The 22163-nt window shown below is 62.3% G+C and carries 23 protein-coding genes; 18 read left to right on the plus strand and 5 right to left on the minus strand.

Translation table 11 applies throughout. The features are described from left to right. Positions 1–10 precede the first annotated feature (10 nt). Together AR689_RS08110 and AR689_RS08115 are read right to left on the minus strand one after the other, a co-directional pair. Complete coding sequence (locus AR689_RS08110) at positions 11–547, minus strand: DUF1697 domain-containing protein (RefSeq protein ID WP_062068924.1); 537 nt, start codon at positions 545–547, stop codon at positions 11–13. Position 548: 1 nt separating this feature from the next. Next, entirely contained in the window at positions 549–1268 is a 720-nt protein-coding gene (locus AR689_RS08115; protein WP_062068926.1) for an IclR family transcriptional regulator, read from the minus strand. A gap of 123 nt (positions 1269–1391) precedes the next feature. Between AR689_RS08115 and leuC the strand changes: the two genes are divergently transcribed. The 6 genes from leuC to AR689_RS08145 all read left to right on the plus strand — a co-directional run bounded on the left by leuC (position 1392) and on the right by AR689_RS08145 (position 7965). Further along, positions 1392–2843, plus strand: coding sequence for a 3-isopropylmalate dehydratase large subunit (gene leuC / locus AR689_RS08120; RefSeq protein WP_062068928.1), 1452 nt, complete (start codon positions 1392–1394; stop codon positions 2841–2843). 9 nt (positions 2844–2852) lie between these two features. Then, positions 2853–3461, plus strand: coding sequence for a 3-isopropylmalate dehydratase small subunit (gene leuD, locus AR689_RS08125; protein WP_062068930.1), 609 nt, complete (start codon positions 2853–2855; stop codon positions 3459–3461). A gap of 208 nt (positions 3462–3669) precedes the next feature. Next, on the plus strand, positions 3670–4995 hold the full coding sequence (gene murA, locus AR689_RS08130; protein WP_024817180.1) for a UDP-N-acetylglucosamine 1-carboxyvinyltransferase: 1326 nt from the start codon (positions 3670–3672) through the stop codon (positions 4993–4995). A gap of 11 nt (positions 4996–5006) precedes the next feature. Further along, entirely contained in the window at positions 5007–5780 is a 774-nt protein-coding gene (locus AR689_RS08135) for a lysophospholipid acyltransferase family protein (protein WP_062068932.1), read from the plus strand. Beyond that, positions 5777–6829 (plus strand): NAD(P)H-dependent glycerol-3-phosphate dehydrogenase, encoded by a 1053-nt coding sequence (locus tag AR689_RS08140; protein WP_062068934.1) that lies wholly within the window; start codon positions 5777–5779, stop codon positions 6827–6829. Before AR689_RS08135 ends, AR689_RS08140 begins: the two co-directional genes overlap by 4 nt. After that, a complete protein-coding gene (locus AR689_RS08145) occupies positions 6829–7965 on the plus strand; it encodes a D-alanine--D-alanine ligase family protein (protein ID WP_062068936.1) in 1137 nt (378 codons plus the stop codon). Before AR689_RS08140 ends, AR689_RS08145 begins: the two co-directional genes overlap by 1 nt. A 15-nt stretch (positions 7966–7980) precedes the next feature. On the opposite strand, the gene AR689_RS08150 is transcribed toward AR689_RS08145, so the two are convergent. Next, on the minus strand, positions 7981–8490 hold the full coding sequence (locus AR689_RS08150; protein WP_062068938.1) for a DUF3515 family protein: 510 nt from the start codon (positions 8488–8490) through the stop codon (positions 7981–7983). Between the two features lie 207 nt (positions 8491–8697). Between AR689_RS08150 and AR689_RS08155 the strand changes: the two genes are divergently transcribed. The 4 genes from AR689_RS08155 to rsmD are packed head-to-tail and all read left to right on the plus strand — an operon-like array spanning position 8698 to position 13655. Continuing rightward, positions 8698–9711 (plus strand): thiamine-phosphate kinase, encoded by a 1014-nt coding sequence (locus AR689_RS08155; protein WP_156424551.1) that lies wholly within the window; start codon positions 8698–8700, stop codon positions 9709–9711. Between the two features lie 22 nt (positions 9712–9733). Next, a complete protein-coding gene (locus AR689_RS08160) occupies positions 9734–10810 on the plus strand; it encodes a DAK2 domain-containing protein (protein WP_062068942.1) in 1077 nt (358 codons plus the stop codon). After that, positions 10800–13055: an ATP-dependent DNA helicase RecG gene (locus AR689_RS08165; RefSeq protein ID WP_062068944.1), complete on the plus strand. Its 2256-nt coding sequence runs from the start codon at positions 10800–10802 to the stop codon at positions 13053–13055. The genes AR689_RS08160 and AR689_RS08165 overlap by 11 nt, the downstream gene beginning before the upstream one ends. Before the next feature lie 33 nt (positions 13056–13088). Beyond that, positions 13089–13655, plus strand: a complete 567-nt coding sequence (gene rsmD, locus AR689_RS08170; protein ID WP_062068946.1) for a 16S rRNA (guanine(966)-N(2))-methyltransferase RsmD — start codon at positions 13089–13091, stop codon at positions 13653–13655. A gap of 14 nt (positions 13656–13669) precedes the next feature. Here the strand turns inward: rsmD and AR689_RS08175 are convergent, their stop codons facing one another. Further along, positions 13670–14464, minus strand: a complete 795-nt coding sequence (locus AR689_RS08175; RefSeq protein ID WP_197412847.1) for a fused MFS/spermidine synthase — start codon at positions 14462–14464, stop codon at positions 13670–13672. After that, entirely contained in the window at positions 14461–15726 is a 1266-nt protein-coding gene (locus tag AR689_RS08180) for an aminotransferase class I/II-fold pyridoxal phosphate-dependent enzyme (protein WP_082697847.1), read from the minus strand. The genes AR689_RS08175 and AR689_RS08180 overlap by 4 nt, the downstream gene beginning before the upstream one ends. A gap of 35 nt (positions 15727–15761) precedes the next feature. Between AR689_RS08180 and coaD the strand changes: the two genes are divergently transcribed. The 8 genes from coaD to AR689_RS08220 all read left to right on the plus strand — a co-directional run bounded on the left by coaD (position 15762) and on the right by AR689_RS08220 (position 22157). After that, positions 15762–16262, plus strand: coding sequence for a pantetheine-phosphate adenylyltransferase (coaD, locus tag AR689_RS08185; protein ID WP_062068952.1), 501 nt, complete (start codon positions 15762–15764; stop codon positions 16260–16262). A gap of 166 nt (positions 16263–16428) precedes the next feature. Continuing rightward, positions 16429–16956, plus strand: coding sequence for a YceD family protein (locus tag AR689_RS08190; RefSeq protein WP_017199628.1), 528 nt, complete (start codon positions 16429–16431; stop codon positions 16954–16956). A gap of 33 nt (positions 16957–16989) precedes the next feature. Continuing rightward, complete coding sequence (gene rpmF / locus AR689_RS08195) at positions 16990–17193, plus strand: 50S ribosomal protein L32 (RefSeq protein ID WP_011775139.1); 204 nt, start codon at positions 16990–16992, stop codon at positions 17191–17193. A 23-nt stretch (positions 17194–17216) separates the two neighbouring features. Beyond that, complete coding sequence (gene rnc, locus AR689_RS08200) at positions 17217–17927, plus strand: ribonuclease III (protein ID WP_062068954.1); 711 nt, start codon at positions 17217–17219, stop codon at positions 17925–17927. A gap of 5 nt (positions 17928–17932) precedes the next feature. Then, positions 17933–18904, plus strand: a complete 972-nt coding sequence (gene mutM, locus AR689_RS08205) for a bifunctional DNA-formamidopyrimidine glycosylase/DNA-(apurinic or apyrimidinic site) lyase (RefSeq protein WP_062068956.1) — start codon at positions 17933–17935, stop codon at positions 18902–18904. Positions 18905–19084: 180 nt separating this feature from the next. After that, on the plus strand, positions 19085–19810 hold the full coding sequence (locus AR689_RS08210) for a hypothetical protein (protein ID WP_062068958.1): 726 nt from the start codon (positions 19085–19087) through the stop codon (positions 19808–19810). A gap of 80 nt (positions 19811–19890) precedes the next feature. Beyond that, positions 19891–21132: an MFS transporter gene (locus AR689_RS08215; protein WP_062069651.1), complete on the plus strand. Its 1242-nt coding sequence runs from the start codon at positions 19891–19893 to the stop codon at positions 21130–21132. Then, positions 21129–22157: a TolB family protein gene (locus AR689_RS08220; protein ID WP_062068960.1), complete on the plus strand. Its 1029-nt coding sequence runs from the start codon at positions 21129–21131 to the stop codon at positions 22155–22157. The genes AR689_RS08215 and AR689_RS08220 overlap by 4 nt, the downstream gene beginning before the upstream one ends. Positions 22158–22163 lie beyond the last annotated feature (6 nt).

Below are 22163 nucleotides of genomic sequence, written 5' to 3' on the forward strand. Positions count from 1 at the left end.
AAGACAGAGCCTAGAGGGACGCGGCTGCATCCCTGACTTTGATGAGGGTGCGCAGGTTCCTGGTGGTCGTGCTGGCTTTGTAGCGTGCCTTGGCCGAGAGTTTGCTGAAGGGGCTGTCCAGTGTTCCGCCGGCAGGGGCCAGCCAAGCGGAGGCCTCCGGGCCGAGCCGCACCTGTTCCACGCCGCCAAGCGCCTCGCCGGCCTGGAAGAGTTCATCAAGCATCGCAGTATCGGAGGCAAGGGTGATGTAGCTGTGCATGGATTTGTCGTCCGCCGGATACGGGCATGCGTCCACCAACTCGCCTACCCTTGCAGCGGTGAGGACAACCACCCAGGCGTCGTAACCGAAGGTTTCCCGCAGGCATTTCTCGAACTGTGTTTTGACGTCCTTGGCGCTGAGCTCACTTTGCAGCACCACGTTCCCGCTGGCCAACAGGGTTTTGACCTTGCTGAACGGGTAGTCCTTCAGTGCAGAGGTGAGATCGGCCATCTTGATGTTGATGCCGCCCACGTTGATGCCGCGCAGGAAAACGGCGTAGCTGTACATGCTAGTCGTTGTTTTTACGCAGGGCATCGGTCAGGAGCCGGGCGGCGTTGCAGACCACTTCAGCGTGGAGGCGCCCCGGCTGACGGGTGAGGCGTTCGATCGGACCTGAAATGGACACTGCCGCAATGACCCTGCCTGACGGTCCGCGAACGGGTGCGGAGACGGAGGCGACCCCGGGTTCACGTTCGCCAAGGCTTTGACCCCAGCCCCGGCGTCGTACACCGGCCAGGACGGTGGGCGTAAAGCGCGCGTTTTGCAACCCCTCAAGGAGTCGGTCGTGGTCTTCCCACGCCAGCAATACCTGCGCGGCTGAGCCAGCCTTCATGGAGAGCTGGGTACCCACGGGGATGGTGTCGCGCAGGCCGATGGGCCGTTCGGCTGAGGCTACGCAGACGCGCCAATCGCCCTGGCGGCGGAAGATCTGCGCGCTTTCACCCGTAGCGTCACGGAGTTGAATGAGAACGGGGCCAGCAGAGGCGATAAGCCGGTCTTCGCCGGCAGCTGAAGCGAGTTCCACCAGTCGGCTGCCCAGGACGAAGCGTCCTTGGATATCGCGGCTCACCAAACGGTGGTGGACAAGTGCCAGCGCCAGCCGGTGAACGGTGGGCCGGGCCAGGCCCGTGGCCGCCACGAGTTGCGCAAGAGTGGTGGGCCCGGCCTCAAGGGCATCGAGTACTTGGGCCGCTTTATCAATGACACCGACTCCACTAGAATTGTCCATGTAATGATATTGCCGTCTCAATATCTGAGATGCAAGTTGTTTCGCTGGCCTATTTTGGCGCCGGGCTGCTTCAGTGGAACAAGAACAACGCAACACGCCAATCGCAGTGAAGGGAGCAAGGCCGTGGGAAAGACACTGGCCGAGAAAGTCTGGGACGCGCACGTAGTGCGCAAGGGTGAAGGCGAAGGAGCCAATGCCCAGCCCGATCTTCTCTTCATCGACCTTCACCTCGTCCACGAAGTAACGTCCCCGCAGGCTTTCGAAGGCCTGCGCCTGGCCGGCCGGCCCTTGCGGCGCGTGGACCTCACTATTGCCACCGAGGACCACAACACTCCCACGCTGGACATCGACAAACCAATTGCCGACCTGACAAGCCGCACGCAGATTGAGACGCTGCGCGCCAACTGCAAGGAATTCGGTGTCCGCCTTCACTCACTCGGTGACAAGGAACAGGGAATCGTGCACGTCGTGGGTCCGCAGCTCGGCCTGACGCAGCCCGGTATGACCGTGGTCTGCGGCGACTCGCACACGTCAACCCACGGCGCCTTCGGTGCGCTGGCCATGGGCATCGGCACGTCCGAGGTGGAGCATGTCATGGCCACCCAAACCCTGTCGCTGAAGCCTTTCAAGACCATGGCCATCAACGTTGAGGGCACCCTGCGCCCCGGCGTCACCGCCAAGGACATCATCCTCGCGGTTATTGCCAAGATCGGCACCGGCGGCGGTCAGGGATATGTGCTCGAATACCGCGGCTCGGCCATCCGGGCGCTGTCCATGGATGCCCGCATGACCATCTGCAACATGTCCATCGAAGCCGGCGCCCGCGCCGGGATGGTGGCTCCGGACCAGACCACATACGACTACATGCAGGGCCGCCCCCACGCTCCGGAAGGCGCAGACTGGGATGCCGCCGTGGAGTACTGGAACACGCTGAACACCGACGCCGACGCGACCTTCGACGTCGAAGTTGACCTGGACGCTGACGCCCTGGAGCCGTTCGTGACCTGGGGGACCAACCCGGGCCAGGGCGTTTCGCTGTCCGCCAAGGTGCCGTCGCCGGAAGACTTCGGTGATGAGAATGCCAAGGCAGCTGCCGAGCGTGCCCTGCAGTACATGGGCTTGGAAGCCGGCACCCCCATGAAGGACATCCGTGTGGACACGGTCTTCCTGGGATCCTGCACCAACTCCCGTATTGAGGACCTGCGCGCAGCTGCAGACATTATTCGTGGCCGTGAGAAGGACCCCAACATCCGCATGCTGGTGGTCCCGGGTTCTGCCCGTGTCCGGTTGGAGGCAGAAGCGGAGGGCCTGGACAAGGTCTTCAAGGACTTTGGCGCTGAATGGCGTTTCGCTGGTTGTTCCATGTGCTTGGGCATGAACCCGGACCAGCTGGAGCCGGGAGAGCGTTGTGCCTCAACATCCAACCGCAACTTTGAGGGACGCCAGGGCAAGGGCGGCCGCACGCACCTGGTCTCGCCGGTGGTGGCCGCGGCCACCGCTGTCCGAGGCACGCTGAGCTCGCCGTCGGACCTTGAGTCCGCTGCCACAGGCACACTGACCGGAATCGCAGTCTAGGAGGATCCCATGGAAGCTTTCACAACCCACACCGGCATCGGCGTTCCCCTGCGCCAGAGCAACGTGGACACGGACCAGATCATTCCCGCTGTGTACCTCAAGCGCATCACCCGGACCGGGTTCGAAGACGCCTTGTTCGCTGCCTGGCGGAAGGACGAGTCCTTCATCCTGAACCAGGCCCCGTTCAACGCCGGCTCCGTGCTGGTTGCCGGACCCGATTTCGGCACGGGTTCATCCCGGGAACACGCTGTCTGGGCGTTGAAGGACTATGGTTTCAAAGCCGTTCTCTCTTCACGTTTCGCTGACATCTTCCGGGGAAACTCCGGAAAACAGGGATTGCTGGCCGCCCAGGTTGCCCAGGACGACATCGAACTGATCTGGAAGGTCCTGGAGAACCACCCCGGTACGGAGATCAAAGTGGACTTGGTCTCCAAAACGGTGGAGTGCGGCAACGTGGTGGCTCCGTTTGAGATTGACGATTACACCCGTTGGCGCCTCCTGGAAGGCCTCGACGACATTGGCCTGACCCTTCAGCATGAGGAGGACATCACGGCCTACGAGGCAACACGCCCGTCCTTCAAGCCGAAGACGCTGCCAGCGAAAGTTGATGCGCTCTAGCCTCTGATAAGAGGCCGCAACCTTGCGGATAACGGACCGGCAGGCCCCCTTTGGACGGGCCGGCCGGTCCTTTTTCGTCCGCGGATCCCTGAGGGCTGATCGGCGGGGCGCCGGGCGGTTCCATTTCGGATCGGTAAAGCGAGCTTCTATGCTTAGCTGGAGCCTTTGTAAGTTTGGGGGGCGAGTAGTCGTGAGGAAACCGGTATAGATGAGTAGTGTTCTGACAATCCGCGGTGGCGTCCCGTTAACTGGACGAGTGACCGTTCGCGGTGCCAAGAACCTGGTGCCCAAGGCCATGGTGGCGGCGTTGCTGGGCAGCGAACCATCGGTGCTGAGGAATGTGCCGGAAATCAAGGACGTAGAGGTTGTCACCAGCCTGCTGCAGTTGCACGGGGTGACCGTGGTGAAGGATCCCGAATCGGGAGACCTCACTTTGGATCCCAAGGATGCGAAGACGGCCTCCAGTACGGCCATTGATGCCCACGCCGGTGATTCGCGGATTCCCATCCTGCTGTGCGGACCGCTGATCCACGCGATCGGTGAGGCCTTTATTCCGGACCTGGGTGGCTGCAAGATCGGCGACAGGCCCATCGACTACCACCTGAACGTCCTGCGGCAGTTCGGCGCCGTGGTGGAGAAGCGCCCGGGCGGCATCCACATTTCTGCCCCGAACGGACTGCACGGAGCCAAAATCTCACTGCCGTACCCTTCAGTGGGCGCCACCGAGCAGGTGCTCCTGAGTGCAACGCGTGCCGAAGGCATCACCGAACTCATAGGTGCGGCCACTGAACCAGAAATCATCGACCTCATTGCCGTCCTGCAGAAAATGGGCGCCATCATCAGCGTTCAAACGGACCGGACCATCCGGATTGAAGGCGTCAAGGACTTGCGTGGCTACAACCACCGCGCCCTCCCGGACCGCAATGAATCCGCGTCCTGGGCCTCTGCTGCCTTGGTGACGCGAGGCGACATCTTCGTAGAGGGCGCTTCGCAGCGCGACATGATGACGTTCCTGAACACCTACCGCAAAGTGGGCGGTGGCATGGACATCGGTGACGACGGCATCCGCTTCTATCACCAGGGTGGCAAGCTCTCCCCGCTGGTCCTGGAGACGGACGTCCACCCCGGATTCATGACGGACTGGCAGCAGCCATTGGTGGTTGCGCTCACGCAGGCCGAGGGCGTTTCCATCGTGCACGAGACCGTGTACGAAAACCGCTTTGGATTCACGGAGGCCCTTGCGCGCATGGGGGCGAACATCCAGGTGCACCGCGAATGCCTGGGCAGCGTTCCTTGCCGGTTCGGGCAGCGGAACTTCCTGCACTCGGCAGTGATTTCCGGTCCCACTCCGCTCCGGGGCACGGACATCGACATCCCCGATCTCAGGGGCGGCTTCAGCCACCTCATCGCTGCGCTGGCTGCCACGGGCACTTCACGGGTTACGGGCATCGACATCATCAATCGCGGTTACGAGCGCTTCACCGAGAAGCTGGCCGGCCTGGGCGCCGATTTCGATATCACCACCACCAAGTAGCGGGGGCTCCTTTGAAGGAATCGGCTAAGAGCCGTGCAACATTCATGCTGCTGGCCGGTCTCGCCCGTCCGCTGATGAACCTCCTGATGGCCAAGAAGTGGGAAGGGACGGAGAACCTTCCCCCCGGCGGCTTCATCGCAGTACCCAACCACTGCACCGAGATCGACCCCATCGTGATCGGGCACATGGTCTACAACCAGAAGCGGCCCCCGCACTTCCTCGCGAAGACGGGCCTCTTCAAGGTTCCGGTGCTGGGGTCCCTGCTGAGAGCGACACGGCAGATTCCGGTTGAACGCTCGACGGCGGGAGCGAACCGTTCCCTGCATGTAGCCAAGGAAGTGGTGGATGCCGGAGGGGCCATCATCATTTACCCCGAGGGAACCCTTACCCGCGACCCCGAGCTGTGGCCTATGAAGGGCCACACCGGCGCGGCCAGGCTTGCTTTGCAGACTGGAGCGCCAGTAGTACCTATGGCGCACTGGGGTGCGCAGGAGGTGTTCCCGCGGTATGCCAAGCGTTTCCATATCTTCCCGCGTAAAACCGTCCGCGTGCTTATTGGCAAGCCTGTAGATCTCAGTGCATTCAGGGACCGGCCGATGGACCGTGCAACACTGACCGCTGCCACTGACGTCATCATGGACGCCATCACGGAACTTCTTGAAACCCTTCGCGGCGAAGCTGCTCCTGCTGAGCGGTGGGATCCGGCTGTCCACAAACAGTCCCGGCATGGCCGTTTCACTGAGGGTGGATCACCTGATGCCCAAGAAGGGGATGGCGGCAAATGAGAACAGAGCACGTCACCGTCAATGCGCCGGACATCGTGGCAGTTTTGGGTGCGGGATCCTGGGGAACCACCTTTGCCAAGGTCCTGGCGGACGCGGCTGCGGCCACCGGATGTGAGCGCAGCATCCGTATCTGGGGCCGCCGGGCCGAAGTGGTGGAGCAGATCAACTCTTCGCACCGCAACGAGCAATACCTTAAGGACATCGAACTCCCGGCGTCGGTCACGGCCTCCACGGATGTGGAGGAGGTGCTCAAGGATGCCACGCTGGTGGTCCTTGCCGTGCCCGCCCAGTCCCTGCGTCCGCAACTGGGGGAGTGGAAGCCGTTTCTAGCCCCCGACGCCGTGGTTGTCTCCTTGATGAAGGGCCTGGAACTGGGCACGGACGCCCGGATGAGCGAAGTGATCGCCCAGGAGTTGGGTCTTCCCGCGTCCCGCGTAGCAGTGGTTTCGGGCCCCAACCTGGCGATGGAGATTGCCAGGGAGCAACCAACGGCGTCCGTTGTCGCCTGCAGCGACGCCGACGCCGCCGCCGCCATAGCGCTGTGCTGCACGGCGCCGTACTTCCGGCCCTACACCAGCACTGATGTTGTGGGCGTGGAAATCGGCGGGATCGTCAAGAACGTGATTGCCCTTGCCGTGGGCATTTGCGAAGGCCGCCAGATGGGCGACAACACCAAGGCTTCGGTGATCACACGCGGACTCGCGGAGACCTCCCGGCTTGCGTTGGCCCTTGGCGGAGAAGCTCACACCATGGCCGGCCTGGCCGGTCTCGGGGATCTCGTGGCCACGTGCTCCTCAGCTCTCTCACGCAACCACACCGCCGGCAGGCTGCTTGGCGAAGGCCTTAGCCTTGAGCAAGTTGCCGAACACATGACACAGACAGCTGAGGGCATCAAATCCGGCCCGGCTGTTCATGAGCTCGCCGGCAAGCTAAAAGTTGAAATGCCCATCACGGCCGCCGTTGTGGCAGTGCTTGAAGGCAGAATGTCCGTTGATGACCTGGGGCCGCGACTGCTGGCCCGGGCACTGAAGTCCGAAGGCGACTACTGATGGTGACTGACCACTCCACCCCTGTTACGGGCCGTCCCCGTGTAGCGATTCTCTTTGGCGGGCGCTCCAGCGAACACGCCGTCAGCTGCGTCACCGCCGCTGGTGTCATGGGCGCGATCGACAAGAACAAGTACGAGGTCATACCGATCGGCATCGCCAAGTCGGGGCAGTGGGTTCTCGCTTCCGGCGACACCAGCGCCTGGTCCTTGAGTTCGGCAGCGCTTCCCGAGGTGGCGCCGTCGGGTAAGACCGTCACCTTGGCCGAGGTTGGCGGTGAGCATCAGCTCATCGTGACCGAACCCAATGCCGTGCCCTTGGAACTGGGTGCTGTGGACGTCGTCTTTCCCTTGCTGCACGGGCCATGGGGCGAGGACGGTACCGTCCAAGGTCTCCTTGAACTCTCGGACACCCGCTATGTAGGAGCCGGAGTGCTGGCCTCGGCCGTGGGAATGGACAAACACTTCATGAAAGTGGTGTTTGAATCCGCGGGACTGAGCGTAGGGCCCTACGTGGCTGTCACGGACCGCGAGTGGACCACTGACGCCGAATCCGTTCGAAAGCGGGTGGATAAGCTGGGGTTCCCCGTGTTCGTCAAGCCTGCCCGTGCAGGCTCGTCCATGGGTATTTCCAAGGTGGACTCGATCGAAGGGCTGGACGCGGCCATCGAAGAGGCCCGCCGTCACGACTTGAAGCTGGTCATCGAAGCCGGCATAGTGGGCCGCGAGATCGAGTGTGCGGTCCTTCAAGGACGTGGCACAGATGCTCCCCGTACGTCCATGCCGGGTGAGATTGCCGTGGCAGAAGGAGAGCATCAGTTCTACGACTTCGCCGCCAAGTATGTTGAGGACGGGGCCGCAGCCCTGAGCTGCCCGGCCGATATGCCGGACGAGGCAATCTCGCGGGTACGCGAACTCGCGGCCGTCGCTTTCGACGCCGTCGGAGCAGAAGGCCTCAGCCGTGTGGACTTCTTCTACACCCCGGCAGGTGAGTTGATCATCAACGAGATCAATACGATGCCTGGCTTCACGCCCAAGAGCATGTATCCGCAGATGTGGGCGGCATCCGGCTTGGCCTACGGGGACCTGATCGATGAATTGATCCATCTGGCGCTGACCCGCAAGACGGGACTGCGCTAACCCCGCCGGAGGTTCCTACTGCGCTGACGGCAGGTTCTGAAGGTCTTCCTGGCCGACGCACTTTCCGGTTGCCTTGATCTTGCCAACCGCGGCTGCCAGCTCGGTCAGAACGGTAGCCGAGCTGATGTTCGCTGCCTCCAGTTTGACCGGATCGATCAGGATTTCCGTGGCTGGTTCCCGACCGAAGGTGGTCAGGGTGTAGACGGGATCGCCTTCCTTGATGACCCAGTCGATGTCATTGACGCTGACGCAACGGTCTGTGGTGGGGCCGGGAACGTTCACGCCGCAGCGGAGGATGACCTGGGACGGATCTCCCCAGGCGGCTGTCGCCTGGCTGTTGGTCTTGCGAAGGGCAGCATCACCGATCTGATCGGGCAGGGCCACCATCATTGGTGCGCAGGCGGGATTGGCGGCGTCTCCGGCGGCCGTGACGTCCACGGCGGGGGCGCAGGCCGACAAAGCGGTGGCGGAAGCGGAGGCCAGGGCGATGGCCAGAGCAGTCCGGCGGAGGGTCTTTCGGTGCATCCATCCACCCTATCCCGCGGGCGCTGGCTGAAAGATTCGCGTTGCCCGGGTCACAATCCTGATGGAACGTGGTGGGGGACTGCCACAGTATTCTGTCGGTGGGTCGCGATAGCGTATGGAGGTACCTGCAGACGAGCCGGGTGCAGTGCGTGGGATGCGTCGGCCACTAAAGAACCGAGCGTCGTGCCAAGAGAAGAATTGAGTGCAGTGCCAGTAGAACAGTTGACCGTCCAAGACCTTTCGGAGTCCGCCCTCCTCGCCAGGATTTTCCCGCGACTGCACCATAGCCCCGGCGTTTTGTTGGGACCCGGAGACGACGCTGCCCTGATTGCAGCACCGGACGGCCGGACCCTCATCTCCATCGACACTCAGACGCAGGATCAAGACTTCAGGCTTGAGTGGCCCAACGGCTACAAGACCACCGGATACGACGTCGGTTGGAAGGCCGCGGCGCAAAACCTGAGCGACATCAACGCCATGGGCGGCAGCGCCACGAGTCTCGTGGTGAGCCTCACCATGCCACCGACCACGCCCGTCGAATGGGTGGAAGCCTTTGCCGATGGCCTCACTGCGGCGATCGTTGGCCTGGGTGCCCCGGACTGCTCCGTGGCCGGCGGAGACCTCGGCCGGGGCAGCGAGCTGGCGGTGACTGTCGCCGTCGTCGGTACTCTTTCCGGTGTGGCGCCGGTCCTGAGGTCCGGAGCCAACCCGGGGGACATCGTGGCGGTTTCGGGAACATTGGGGAGGGCCGCTGCCGGCTGGGCGCTGCTGGAAAGCGGGATTACCTTGGACAGCCTGTCGAGCGAACTGCGGACCTTGGTGGACACCCAGTGCAGGCCGCTGCCTCCGCTGGCCGCCGGCCCCCTGGCCGCGCGTGCGGGTGCCACCGCCATGATGGATATTTCCGATGGCCTGATGCGCGATGGAAGCCGCTTGGCCGGCGCCAGCACTGTGGTTTTGGATTTCGATCCCGCTGCCTTGGAGAACTACGCAGTCCCGTTGGAACCTGCGGCTAAGTTGCTTGGCGAAGATGCCATGCGATGGGTGCTGGGCGGGGGAGAAGACCACAGTTTGCTTGCCACGTTCCCGGCAAGTATTCAGCTACCGCAGGGCTTCACTGCGATAGGCTCGGTGCAAGCCGTTGTCGAGCCGCCAGGCAGTGGCGTCCGGATTTCCGGGCAAACTGCTGACACTGTTGGATGGGATCACTTTGCAGACTAAGATCGCCGCGAATGCGCACGCCATGAAACGTTGGCTCGGCAAGGCGGAGGTGGTCCTCGGTAACCACAGCGACCGCCTCAATGCGATCAACATTTTTCCTGTCGCCGACGGCGATACCGGAACCAACCTCTATCTCACTGTCCGGGCCGCAGTGGCTGCCTTAGGCGGCACTGCGATTGACGCAACGGAGACCGGCAACGACGTCGGGGCGTTGCTGTCCCGGGCCGGGCAGGCGGCCATGGAACAAGCACGGGGCAACTCGGGCACGCTCTTTGCCGTTTTCCTGTGCGCCGCTGCAGAGCCCTTGGTTGGCAAATCCCGCCTCAGCGCCCCGCTGCTTGCCACAGCCTTGAACAGGGCACAGATCCGGGCGTGGTCTGCCTTGAGCGAACCCGTGGCCGGCACTATGCTCTCGGTCCTGGAAGCCGCCGCTCATGCTGCCCAGGAAGTGGACGCGAACCAGAGTGGCGACGACAGCAACCATGCGTTGGGACTGTCCCTCGACGCCGTAGTGGATGCCGCGTACCAAGCGGTTGTCCGGACCGAGGACGAGCTCGCACAGCTTCATGAGGCACGCGTTGTGGACGCCGGGGGCGTAGGTATGCTGCTGGTGCTCGATTGCCTCCGTTCCGCCGTTCTGGGTGAGGAACTCCAGGATGAACTACTCGACGGCCTCCACGGTTACAAGCTGCAGGATCCCCACATCCATGAGCACATGCCCGCCGACGACGGTGTGGAAGTCATGTGCACCATCAATCTTTCGCCCCTGAATGCGGCCATTCTCCGGCAACGCCTGGACGAGATGGGCGAATCCGTGATCATGAGCCAGGTTGGCGGTGCGCAGGGCAACGATGATGACGACGACGAATCCGGCGTGGAAATGAGCTACAGGTGGCGCGTTCACGTGCATGTTCCTGATCCTGAGCCGGCTGTCGCACTCATTCGTTCCTTGGGAGAGCCCACGGACATCGCAGTAAGCCAGTTGGCGATTCCCCGTGACAACGGGCACGAGCCGGCCACCCAGGAATCCTCCGGCAGCGAGTCCGCCAGCATCAACGAAGCCTTCAACGTTCCAGGCCAGTCACGGCATGAATTCTGAGCTGGAACTGCCCCTCGAACGCAGGATCGGCAAGCGCTCCGCGGCTGTCATCGAAAAGCACTTGGGCCTCAAAACCACCGGATCCTTGCTGAACTACTTCCCTCGCAGGTACTTGAGCCGGGGGGAACTGACGCCCATCAGTAACCTTCCGCTGGATGAGGAAGTCACACTGATTGCCCGGGTGCTGTCCAACAGCACGCGCCAGATGCGGGCACGGCGCGGTTCCATCACGGATGTGGTGGTCACTGACGAAGCCGGAGGCAGCGGCGTCCCGGGGACGTTGAAGGTCAGCTTCTTCAACGGGTTCCGGGCGAAGGCAGAACTACTGGCAGGTCGGCGCGCCATGTTCTCGGGGAAGGTGTCCCGTTACGGTGGGTCCCTTGGCTTGACCAACCCGGACTTCCTTCTCTTGGACGAGGACCCTGAAGCCGAGGGGTCCGTGGATCCCGAAAAGCTCGCCGCCATGCCCATTCCTGTCTATCCTGCAACGGCTAAGCTGACCAGTTGGTCCATCCACAAGGTGATTACTGCCTTACTGCAGACCATGGACCTTGATTCCCTGCAGGATCCGCTTCCGGCAAGCATCGTCCGAAGGGACGGGCTGCTGAGCGTGGCTGAGTCCTACCATTTGATCCATTCGCCCGAGACCGCCAAGGATTGGCAACGCGCCCAGGAGCGCTTCCGGTATCAGGAAGCCTTGGTTTTGCAAACGGCCCTGGCACGGCGTCGCGCCCAACTTGCAGCAGAGGAAGCCACTGCGCGTAGGCCGCGGGTGGATGGCTTGCTCGGCACCTTCGATCAAAACCTGCCGTTTACTCTTACTGCCGGCCAATCCGCCGTCGGAAAGACGCTGGCTGAAGAGCTCGGGCGCGACTCTCCCATGAACAGGCTGTTGCAGGGAGAAGTTGGCTCGGGCAAGACCATTGTGGCCCTGCGTGCCATGTTGCAGGTGGTGGACGCAGGCGGCCAGGCCGCACTCCTGGCACCCACGGAGGTCCTTGCGGCCCAGCACTTCCACTCCATCCGGAAGACGCTCGGAGCGTTGGCCCGTGACCACATCTTTGGCGGCGTGGGAATGCTGGGCGGCGACTCGGCCCAGGAAGCCGTGCAGGTGACACTCCTGACGGGTTCCATGCCCACGGCTACCCGCAAGCAGGCAATGCTGGATGCTGCCTCCGGAAATGCCGGCATTGTTATTGGCACCCATGCCCTGCTGAGCGACAAAACCAGTTTCCAGGATCTCGGATTGATTGTGGTGGATGAGCAGCACCGTTTTGGCGTGGAGCAGCGCGATGCCCTCCGGGCCAAGGCGCAGCGGCCCCCACATTTGCTGGTCATGACGGCTACGCCTATTCCCCGCACGGTGGCGATGACGGTGTTCGGTGATCTTGAGACGTCCATCCTTGACGAGCTTCCTGCGGGGCGCGCACCGATTTCGACGCACGTGGTGGGGCTCGCGGAAAATCCGGGATGGGTGGACCGCATTTGGAAGCGTTCACGTGAAGAAGTGGACTCGGGTCATCAGGTCTATGTGGTGTGCCCCAAGATTGGCTCGGACGACGACGGCGATTTCAGCCCGGGCGAAGCGGAACCCAGCGACGCGGACCTTGCGGACGAAGGCCCGGCGCGGGAACTGGCATCGGTGACCGCCGTCGTCGACGCCCTCCTGCAGGAACCCGCACTGGCCGGCGTCCCCGTGGCACCGCTTCATGGGCGGCAGGATCCGCAGGTGAAGTCGGAGACCATGGCGTCGTTCGCCTCCAACAGCACCAAAGTGCTGGTGTCCACCACCGTCATTGAGGTGGGCGTGGACGTTCACAACGCCACGCTCATGGTGATCCTGGATGCCGATCGGTTTGGCATCTCGCAACTCCACCAGTTGCGCGGCAGGGTAGGGCGTGGGGGATTGCCCGGCACTTGCCTTCTGGTGACTACCTTGGAACCGGGGCATCCGAGTCGTCGGCGGCTTGAAGCTGTTGCTTCAACAACCGACGGTTTTGAACTGTCCCAGGAAGACTTGAAGCTCCGCAGGGAAGGAGACATCCTGGGTGCTTCGCAATCCGGCGGACGCTCCACGTTGAAGTTGCTCCGTGTCCTTGACCACGAGGACATCATTGCCCGTGCACGTACTGACGCCCAGGGCCTGGTGTCGGAAGATGCTGCCTTGGACCATCAGCCGGCTTTGGCCGCTGCGATTGATGAATATTTGAACCCTGAGAAGGAGGCGTTCCTTGAACGCGGTTAGAGATCCCCGGTTGCTCGCGCGTGGAGATTCCCTGTGAGCCGGATCATCGCCGGAGTTGGTGGTGGTAACCCGCTGACCAGCGTCCCCGGAACCGCCACGCGTCCAACCACGGACAGGGTCAAGGAGGCGTTGTTTTCCCGGTTGGAATCCTTGGCCGTCATTGACGACGCCCGGGTCCTGGACCTCTACGCAGGTTCCGGATCCTTAGGCATCGAAAGTGCCAGCCGGGGTGCCCGGAGCGTGGATCTGGTGGAGTTCGATGCCAAGGCAAGCGACGTTTGCCAGCGGAATGCGGGCTTGGTCAACCAACTGCTGGGCGGCAAGACGGTCTCCGTTCACCGTTCCAAGGTGGAGTCGTTCCTGGAGCGTGCGAGCGACGCCGACATGTGGGACCTGGTCTTTCTTGATCCGCCGTACCCCTTGGACGAGCCGGCGTTGAGTGCTGTGCTTGAAAAGTTGGCGCCGCACGTGGACGCCGGAGCCGTCGTGGTGGTGGAACGGAGTTCAAGGAGCCCGGAACCGGCGTGGCCCGAGTCCTTGGAGTGTTTTGCCGACAAGAAGTATGGCGAGACCAAACTGTGGTTCGCTGAACCGGCGTAACGCCCCCGGGGACGCTAGGCCGTGATCCGGTCCAGTTCAACGCCCGTGAGGACGGTGGCGGGGTGGGGGCCGCGGGCCAGTAACTGCGCTGTCCACTCCGAAGACCACGGCTTGCGGGTACCCACCAGGATGATGTTGCCCGGGTAGCGGCCGGCGAACATTCCTGTTTCGGCGAAGGCGGCGACGTCCGGCATGGCCTGGCGCAGTGCAGCCACTTGGCTGCGCACCAGCGTGAGCGCAGGTTCATCGCCCACGTTGACGATCAACACGCCCTCGGGCCGCAGCCGCGCCGCTGCTTCTTCGTAGAACCCGCGGCAGGCGATATGGGCAGGGGCCTCCGGCCCGGAGAAGATGTCCAGAATCACGACGTCGAACATCACCCGGGCGGGAAGCTCAACCAACGAGTCGCGGGCATCGCCGATGTGCGTGGTCAATGTGGTTCCGGCAGGCATGGGCAGCTTCTGAAGAACGAAGTCCAGGAGTTCGCGCTCAAGTTCAACCGCATGCTGTTCCGAACCCGGGCGGGTTGCCTGGATGTAGCGCGCCAGAGTGAGGGCGCCCGCGCCAAGATGGAGGGCGTTAATGGGTTGTCCAGGCTCGGCCGCCAAGTCCACCACATGGCCGATCCTGCGCAGGTATTCGTAGAAGATGTCCGAGGGCTCGGCCAGGTTCACGTGTGATTGTTCGGCGCCGCCGATGCTGAGGATGAAGCCGCCCTCAACCAAGGTATCGGCCTCGATCGTGGCGTGCTGCCCTGTGGTTCGGAGGAAACGTGTTGCCTGATGCCGGCCGGAGCCTGCGGCGTTCAGAGCCTGTCCTTCAGGGTGGCGAGGCGTTCGGCGGCTTCTTCAAGGACGTCGGTCTTCTTGCAGAAGGCGAATCTCAGCAGGCTGCGTGTGCGCTCGGCCCCTTCCGGATGGCAAAACACGGGAACAGGGATGGCTGCCACGCCAACGAGCCCCGGTAAGCGCCTGGCAAGGTCAACCGAGTCGAGGATGCCCAGGGGTGCTGTGTCGACATTGATGAAGTAGGTGCCACTCGGGTTGTACACGCCGAATCCGGCAGCGCGCAGGCCCTCGGCGAGGATGTCGCGTTTGTGGCCGAGGGTAGCGGCAATGCCTGTATAGAACTCATCGGGAAGGCCCAGGCCCACGGCAATGGCGCTCTGGAAGGGGGTGCCGGAGCTGTAGGTCAGGAACTGCTTGACGGTGCGCACCGCAGCTACCAGGTGTTCCGGTCCGGTGAGCCACCCGATCTTCCAGCCGGTGAAGGAGAAGGTCTTACCGGCAGAGGAAATCGTGATGGTGCGTTCGCCGGCGCCAGGCAGTGACGTGATCGGGATGTGCGGTACTGAGAAGGTGAGGTGCTCGTACACTTCGTCGCTGACAATGATGGCACCGTACTTTGCCGCCAATTCCACAATCCTGGCCAGGACGGGCTCCGGGAAAACGGCGCCTGTGGGGTTGTGCGGATTGTTCAGAAGGACAATTTTGGTGCGGCTGCTGAACGAGCTTTCCAAAGCTTCGAGGTCGGGGAGGAAGTCCGGGGCAAGCAGGGGAGCCGTGACGTGTTTGCCTCCGGCCATGCCGATGATGGCGCCGTAAGAGTCGTAGAAGGGTTCGAAGGTCAGGACTTCGTCGCCGGGTTGGATGAAGGCCAGCAGGGTGGCTGCGATGGCCTCCGTCGCACCCGTTGTCACGAGGACTTCGGTGTCAGGATCCGGGGTCAGCCCGTAGAAACGTTGCTGGTGTGAGGCAATGGCTTCGCGAAGCGCGGGAACGCCTTTGCCGGGCGCGTATTGGTTGGCACCTGAGGCGATTGCGGACCGGGCAGCGGCTTTGATCTCTGCAGGGCCGTCTTCATCCGGAAACCCCTGGCCGAGGTTGATGGCACCGGTGGACAACGCCAAGGTGGTCATTTCCTCGAAGATTGTGACTCCCAGATTTCCTTCCGGGGAGAGCAAATTGGCTCCTGTGGCGGCCCGTTGCCACGGTGCCGGTCGGGCGTCCTCGGTGGTGTCTGCGCTCATTTTCAAGGAAGGGTTGCTGCCTGCGGATGCCATGTCAGCCATGGTATCCCGGCAAAGTCATGGGGTAGGTTCGTCTCATGAGACGCGCGGTATGCCCTGGATCCTTTGACCCCATCCACAACGGACATCTCGAAGTCATCGCCCGGGCCGCCGGCCTGTTCGACGAAGTCATTGTGGCCGTGTCCACAAATTACGCCAAGAAGTACAGGTTCAGCCTTGAGGACCGCATGGAGATGGCCCGTGAAACCCTGGCCTCCCTACGCGGCATCATCGTTGAGCCCATGGGCGAGGGGCTGTTGGCTGAGTACTGCCGCCACCGGGGTGTTTCAGCCATAGTCAAGGGCTTGCGTTCATCCTCGGATTTCGACTACGAGCTGCCCATGGCCACCATGAACCGCCAGCTGACCGGCGTCGAAACGGTTTTTCTGCCTGCAGAAGCGCACTACCTGCACCTTTCCTCCACCTTGATCAAAGAAATCAACGTCCTCGGTGGGGACATCTCCGACTTCGTCCCCAAATCTGTGCTGAAAAGGCTTCTGGCTGGCGAGCCGCCAACGGAACAGCCGCGCAAGGGGTAGGCTTGACAGGTACCTTGCGCCGTTGCGCCGAGTTCCCCAAGCTGAAACCACCGCGTAGTTACCTGCGCCCGGCGTCGGTTTGAGTCCTCAAGCGTGATCAGGCTAAGATGGTACGTCGGTCATATGTTCTACAGGAGTTCTCATTAAGCGAGATGCAAGTTCGCCCTTGGCGCTGGTAGTCAAGGACCTTGGACGTAGTCCAGGGACCATGCGGACACTCAACGAGCATGTACCTGCGCCAAGTGACCTTGGTGTGGCGCTCATTGGCGTAAAGGAAGGCTCGGATATCGAGCTGGATCTTCGTCTTGAGGCCGTACACGAAGGAATTCTGGTATCCGGAACCGTCGTCGTCGAAGTAACCGGCGAATGCGGTCGATGCCTGGATCCCCTTGCGTATGACCTTGAGGTCAATGTGCAAGAACTTTTCTTCTATGAAGGCGTCGAGCTTTCAGGCGAAGAAGACGATGAAGAGCAACGTCGAGTCGAGTACGATCTGATCGATCTTGAGCCGGTGTTGCGGGACGCAGTTGTCACTATGCTGCCGTTCCAGCCGGTGTGCCGGGAAGACTGCCAGGGCCTGTGTTCCGAATGCGGAGCGCGCCTGGAAGACGAGCCGGGGCACCACCACGAGGTCATTGACCCTCGCTGGGCTGCCCTAGCTGATCTGGCTAAGACTGACCGGCAAACCGATTAGTAAGTGTTCGTCTAAGAGAGAAATGAGATAGCCGTGGCTGTTCCCAAGCGGAAAATGTCTCGCGCAAATACACGCGCCCGCCGTGCCCAGTGGAAGGCAACTGCCCCCAACTTGGTCAAGACCATCGAAAACGGTCAGGTTACCTACAGCCTGCCGCACCAGGCAAAGGTCGTTACTGACTCTGCCGGCACCGCGCTGTTCCTTGAATACAAGGGCCGCAAGGTCGCAGACGCCTAATCTGCCGTACAGGCTGACTAAGGATGTCTTCAACTGAAGAGCTTCTGAAGCGTCTCGGTGTCTCGATTGACACCGAGACGCTTCGTCTTGCTCTGACACATCGCTCATATGCGTATGAGAACGGCGGGATTCCCACCAACGAGCGCCTCGAGTTCCTCGGCGACTCCATCCTGGGATTTTCCGTCACCGATTCTCTTTACCGTGAGAACCCCTCGCTGCCCGAAGGCGAGCTCGCCAAGCGGCGTTCCGCCGTCGTCAGTACGCGTGCCTTGGCCGGAATTGGCCGGGAGATCGGCGTTGGTGAGTTCATTTACCTCGGGCAAGGCGAGAAGCTGACCGACGGCAAGAACAAAGCCTCCATCCTGGCTGACACCATGGAGGCCCTGATCGGCGCCACGTATCTCTCGAACGACATCGAGACAGCACGTCAACTGGTCATGCGCCTGGTGGGCCCGCTCCTGAAGGATGCAGGTGCACTTGGAGCAGGAACTGACTGGAAAACGAGCATCCAGGAGCTGACCGCGAGCCGGCAACTGGGCGCCATCCACTATGCCGTTGAAGGCTCGGGGCCGGATCACGCCCGGACGTTCGAGGCAGTGCTGAATATTGGCGGCACGCCCTTCGGCAGAGGCTCGGGTCATTCCAAGAAGGAAGCGGAACAAGAAGCTGCCGCTGATGCCTGGCGTGCCCTGACCGCCCTGGACTCCACCACCGCCGGTCCTGCTACCTCATAAACCCCATGCCTGAACTTCCCGAAGTAGAGGTAGTCCGCCGCGGCCTGGCCCGTTGGGTTCGTGGACGCACCATCACAGGCGTCGATGTCCTGGATTCACGGTCCATCCGTCGGCACGCGCTTGGCACCGAGGACTTCATCGGCAATCTTGTGGACGCCACCGTGCTCGACGTTGTGCGCCGGGGGAAGTTCCTCTGGATGCCCCTTGCCATGCCGGACTCGCCGGATGGTGACCCCGGAACTAACCCGGGAGACCTCCCGAAGGTGGCGCTCATGGCGCATCTGGGAATGAGCGGTCAACTCCTGATGCAGGACCCGGACGTTGCTGATGAAAAGCACCTCAAAGTCAGAATCAGGCTCAGTACCGTGCCCGATATGCCCGAACAACTGCGGTTTGTTGACCAGAGAATCTTCGGCGGCCTGTTCGTGACGTCCCTGGTGCCAACAGTCGACGGCGGCCCTGGCGGCTTGGGCGAGACGCCGCTGCCGGAGATCGCCGAGGAAGCCTCCCACATTGCCAGGGATCCGCTGGACCCCTATTTCTCGTTCGACGCTTTCTATAAGAAAGTCAAAAGCCGCAAGACAGGCCTGAAGCGCGCGCTTCTGGATCAATCGGTAGTTTCCGGCATCGGCAACATCTATGCGGACGAAGCCCTGTGGCGTGCCAGGCTCCACTACGCCAGGGCAACGGACACACTTCGCCGAGCGGATGCGGAGCGGTTGGTCGAGGCTGCGAAGGATGTCATGAACGCCGCCCTTGACGCCGGGGGGACAAGTTTCGACTCCCTATATGTCAACGTCAATGGCGATTCCGGGTACTTTGCCCGGTCTCTGAATGCCTACGGACGTGCTGGTGAACTGTGCGGACGCTGCGAGGAGATAGGCCTGCGGAGCATCATCAAACGGGAACAGTTCATGAACCGTTCTTCCTATACCTGCCCGGTGTGCCAACCGCGGCCGCGGAATGGACGTTGGTAGGCCCAAAACTGTTCCGGAATCGGGATGGCAATGGCAGACTGTCCCCATGAACAGCTTGGCGTTCCGAATCGCCATCGCGCACGTCAACGCCACCACACTGCCGGTGGCGTCAGTTCTACCTGCTGCCCTTAACGATATGGCCTGGCAACCACCCGGCAACTCAGCCACTTCGGATATGCCATGATGGTGCGGCGGCTGGTGCTTGCAGGCATTTGCCTCGCTGTGCTGATCGCCGCCGCCGCAATCATTCTGGACCAGATGGCTGGGAAGCCAAGGCCCTCTGCCGTCCAAGCCACATCAACATCCGCTCCCAGTGCGGCATCAAGCGCCGCCCCTGCAGGGGGAGCGACTCCGGGCGGCAACCCTCCGTCCGGGAAAACGACAACCGGGAGCCCGGCGACTGGCATTCCGACGTCCGGCACCGACGGCAGCGGAAGCAGCAGCGGTGACGGCGGCCCTGTGGCGGCGAAACCCTTGGAGGTCCTGCCGCCCGTAACGGCAACGCCCACCGGTTTGCCCGAGCCTTCCGCCCCTGCGCCACTAATTACCGGCCCTTTGCCGCAGCCGGGCAGCGCGTCCGGTGAGGTAGTGGACGGATGGCCGGGAGGGGTCCTGAGTTTGCCCGAAGGTACAACAATCGGCTCCACGTCAGTCTCGACGTCCGGTGATGTCCTTCAGGTCGCCGCAGACGGCATCATTGCCAAGCCACAAGCCGAGGTCCTGGCGTCCTTCCGCCAGTCCCTGGTGGCCCAGGGATTCTGGTCGGAGGCTGCGCCGGCTCTGGACGGAGCGATGGCCGAACGGTTCGTGCGAGGCACGGATACGGTGACGGTTTCGGTATCGACTACAGGTACGGGTACCTCACGATTCCAGCTTTTGGGCAGCCTGCGCGCGGCGGCGGACTAGGGGCAGCGATGTACATTTCACTCTCGGACCGCGGGAAACGGGACAAGCCGGAGGGACCACGAACGGCACTATCGAGCGAAGTGCCGTTCCGTTTGTCTCCGGTCATTCTGTGGTTGGGCATTGTGAGTATGGTGACCGATGTTTCCTCTGAGTCGGTCACGGCGATCCTGCCCTTATATGTGACCGGTTTCCTGGGGCTCTCCACCATTGCCTTCGGTTTCATCGACGGCATCAACCAAGGTGCCAGCGCGATCGTCAGGATCGCTGCCGGCTGGGCTGCCGACCGCAGTGGTCACCCCAAACGGATAGCCTTGGCTGGTTACGGCTTATCGATGCTCGCCAGGATAGGTTTCCTCTTTGCCGGCGGGTTTTGGGCCATCACGGCGATAGTCACCGGCGACAGAATCGGCAAAGGCATCCGCACGGCTCCGCGGGACGCCCTGATCTCAGTATCTGCGCAGCCTGAACATCTGGCCCGTTCGTTTGGCGTGCACAGGATGCTGGACAACATCGGCGCTGCCGCCGGGCCGTTGATTGCCTTCTTCGTGTTGCTGATGATCCCCAACGGCTTCAGCACGGTGTTTGTGGTGTCACTGGCCTTCGCGGTCATTGGTGTCGCCGTCCTCGCCTTGGTGGTGCCGGACATCAAGGCACGCGGCCTCCAAGGAGTGGAGGGCCGGGAGGGTCGGCGGCTCTTCGCTTTTTCCTGGAGCCACCTGAAGGAACCGGGGCTGGGAAAGTTGCTGATTGCCGCGGGACTCTTGGGCTTGGTGACCATTGGCGACGGCTTCATCTACCTGGTGCTCCAGGCACGGGACTCTTTCGCTGTCCAGTGGTTTCCGCTGTTGTTCGTCGGTACCAACGTGGTGTTCCTGGCGTTCGCCATTCCGCTGGGCCGGCTCGCGGACCGGGTGGGGAAGATCCCCGTGTTCGTGGGTGGTCACCTTGCCCTGCTGGCAACCTACCTCCTCGCAGCGGCGCCGTTCGGAGGGCTGTGGGCGACTATCGGCTGCTTGATCCTTCTGGGAGCGTTTTACGCAGCCACTGACGGCGTCCTGGCCGCCCTGGCCAGTCAATTGACACCGCCGGGGAAACTCGCCACGGGTATCGCTTCGGCACAGACCGTCGTCGCCCTGACCAGGATGATCGCATCGGCAGGTTTTGGTGTCCTCTGGTATTCAGTTGGTGCACCAACGGCCATGGCGGTGGCGGGAGGATTGCTGGCCTGCACTGTTGTGGCTGTCGCGGTCATACTTCGAGGTGCCCGGGTCATCCCGGCAGCGGAATTAGATGACGCTCATGACGCGGGGCATGACGCATGAGCGGTTCGCTCGTTGAAAGTAAGATGCGGTGGGGTGCCCTTCTTGCCGTCACAGCGCTGGTGTTGGTGGCGGCGGGTATTTACGCGGTGGGGGCGTACCAGCGGTTTGAAGAGAGCAGAAACGCGGTGTCGTCGGTGGGCGTCACAGCGAGCCAGCCGCTTCCGGCTGGCTCATTCGTCCTCTTCCGGAACACGGCGTCGGGCCAGGGCTACGGAAACGCAGCCACGGTCCCGTTGTCGGCTCCCGGCGGATCCCGTGCCGTGAGCGGGCAGGAGTGTGATCGCGTTTACGGAACACGGGACAAAGTGGTGTGCTTGAAAACCAACAGGGGCTTGGTAACAGCGTTTGACGCTGTTGTCCTGGACCGCAACTGGGATCGGGAGCGGACATGGCCGGTCCCTGGAATACCCAGCCGGACCCGCATGAGCGCCGATGGATCCATGATTGCCACCACGGTCTTCGTTTCGGGCCACTCTTACGCCACGTCTGGCTTTTCCACGGCCACCGAGATCAGCCTCCCGGACGGGACCTCCGGCAATCTGGAGGACTTTGCCTTGATGGTCAACGGTGAGCGGCTTCTTGCCACGGACAGGAACATCTGGGGTGTGACGTTCGCGCCCGGCCAGAGTGATGTTTTCTACGCCACGGCAGCTTCCTCGGGACGCATCTGGCTGGTCCGGGGCAGTTTGTCCGCAAAGACCTTGACCGCCATTCACGACAATGTGGAGTGCCCGTCCATCTCGCCGGACGGGCAAAGGATTGCGTACAAGAAGAACGACGGCGGCGCGCTGGCAGCTCATTGGAACGTCGCTGTGCTGGACCTCGCTACGGGACAGGAGATTGTCCTCGCAGAGAGGCGCAGTGTTGATGACCAGATCGAATGGCTGGATAACCACAACCTTCTCTATGGCTTAGCTGACGAATCCACTGACGGAGACAGCAACATCTGGAAGTTGGGAACCGCACCCGGTTCCCAACCCAGCTTGTTCATCGCCCATGCGTGGTCGCCCAGCGTCGTTCGCTGAAGGATC

Source organism: Arthrobacter sp. EpRS71, from assembly GCF_001512285.1.
Lineage (GTDB): Bacteria > Actinomycetota > Actinomycetes > Actinomycetales > Micrococcaceae > Arthrobacter.

What these genes read in the sequence shown, in the direction of transcription:
- AR689_RS08160 (WP_062068942.1), top strand. Translation starts at nt 9,734, where the DNA reads ATGAAACGTTGGCTCGGCAAGGCGGAGGTGGTCCTCGGTAACCACAGC.
- AR689_RS08115 (WP_062068926.1), bottom strand. Translation starts at nt 1,268, where the DNA reads ATGGACAATTCTAGTGGAGTCGGTGTCATTGATAAAGCGGCCCAAGTA.
- AR689_RS08180 (WP_082697847.1), bottom strand. Translation starts at nt 15,726, where the DNA reads ATGGCTGACATGGCATCCGCAGGCAGCAACCCTTCCTTGAAAATGAGC.
- AR689_RS08220 (WP_062068960.1), top strand. Translation starts at nt 21,129, where the DNA reads ATGAGCGGTTCGCTCGTTGAAAGTAAGATGCGGTGGGGTGCCCTTCTT.
- mutM (WP_062068956.1), top strand. Translation starts at nt 17,933, where the DNA reads ATGCCTGAACTTCCCGAAGTAGAGGTAGTCCGCCGCGGCCTGGCCCGT.
- murA (WP_024817180.1), top strand. Translation starts at nt 3,670, where the DNA reads ATGAGTAGTGTTCTGACAATCCGCGGTGGCGTCCCGTTAACTGGACGA.
- rnc (WP_062068954.1), top strand. Translation starts at nt 17,217, where the DNA reads ATGTCTTCAACTGAAGAGCTTCTGAAGCGTCTCGGTGTCTCGATTGAC.
- coaD (WP_062068952.1), top strand. Translation starts at nt 15,762, where the DNA reads ATGAGACGCGCGGTATGCCCTGGATCCTTTGACCCCATCCACAACGGA.
- AR689_RS08150 (WP_062068938.1), bottom strand. Translation starts at nt 8,490, where the DNA reads ATGCACCGAAAGACCCTCCGCCGGACTGCTCTGGCCATCGCCCTGGCC.
- AR689_RS08110 (WP_062068924.1), bottom strand. Translation starts at nt 547, where the DNA reads ATGTACAGCTACGCCGTTTTCCTGCGCGGCATCAACGTGGGCGGCATC.
- AR689_RS08165 (WP_062068944.1), top strand. Translation starts at nt 10,800, where the DNA reads ATGAATTCTGAGCTGGAACTGCCCCTCGAACGCAGGATCGGCAAGCGC.
- AR689_RS08140 (WP_062068934.1), top strand. Translation starts at nt 5,777, where the DNA reads ATGAGAACAGAGCACGTCACCGTCAATGCGCCGGACATCGTGGCAGTT.
- AR689_RS08210 (WP_062068958.1), top strand. Translation starts at nt 19,085, where the DNA reads ATGATGGTGCGGCGGCTGGTGCTTGCAGGCATTTGCCTCGCTGTGCTG.
- leuD (WP_062068930.1), top strand. Translation starts at nt 2,853, where the DNA reads ATGGAAGCTTTCACAACCCACACCGGCATCGGCGTTCCCCTGCGCCAG.
- AR689_RS08145 (WP_062068936.1), top strand. Translation starts at nt 6,829, where the DNA reads ATGGTGACTGACCACTCCACCCCTGTTACGGGCCGTCCCCGTGTAGCG.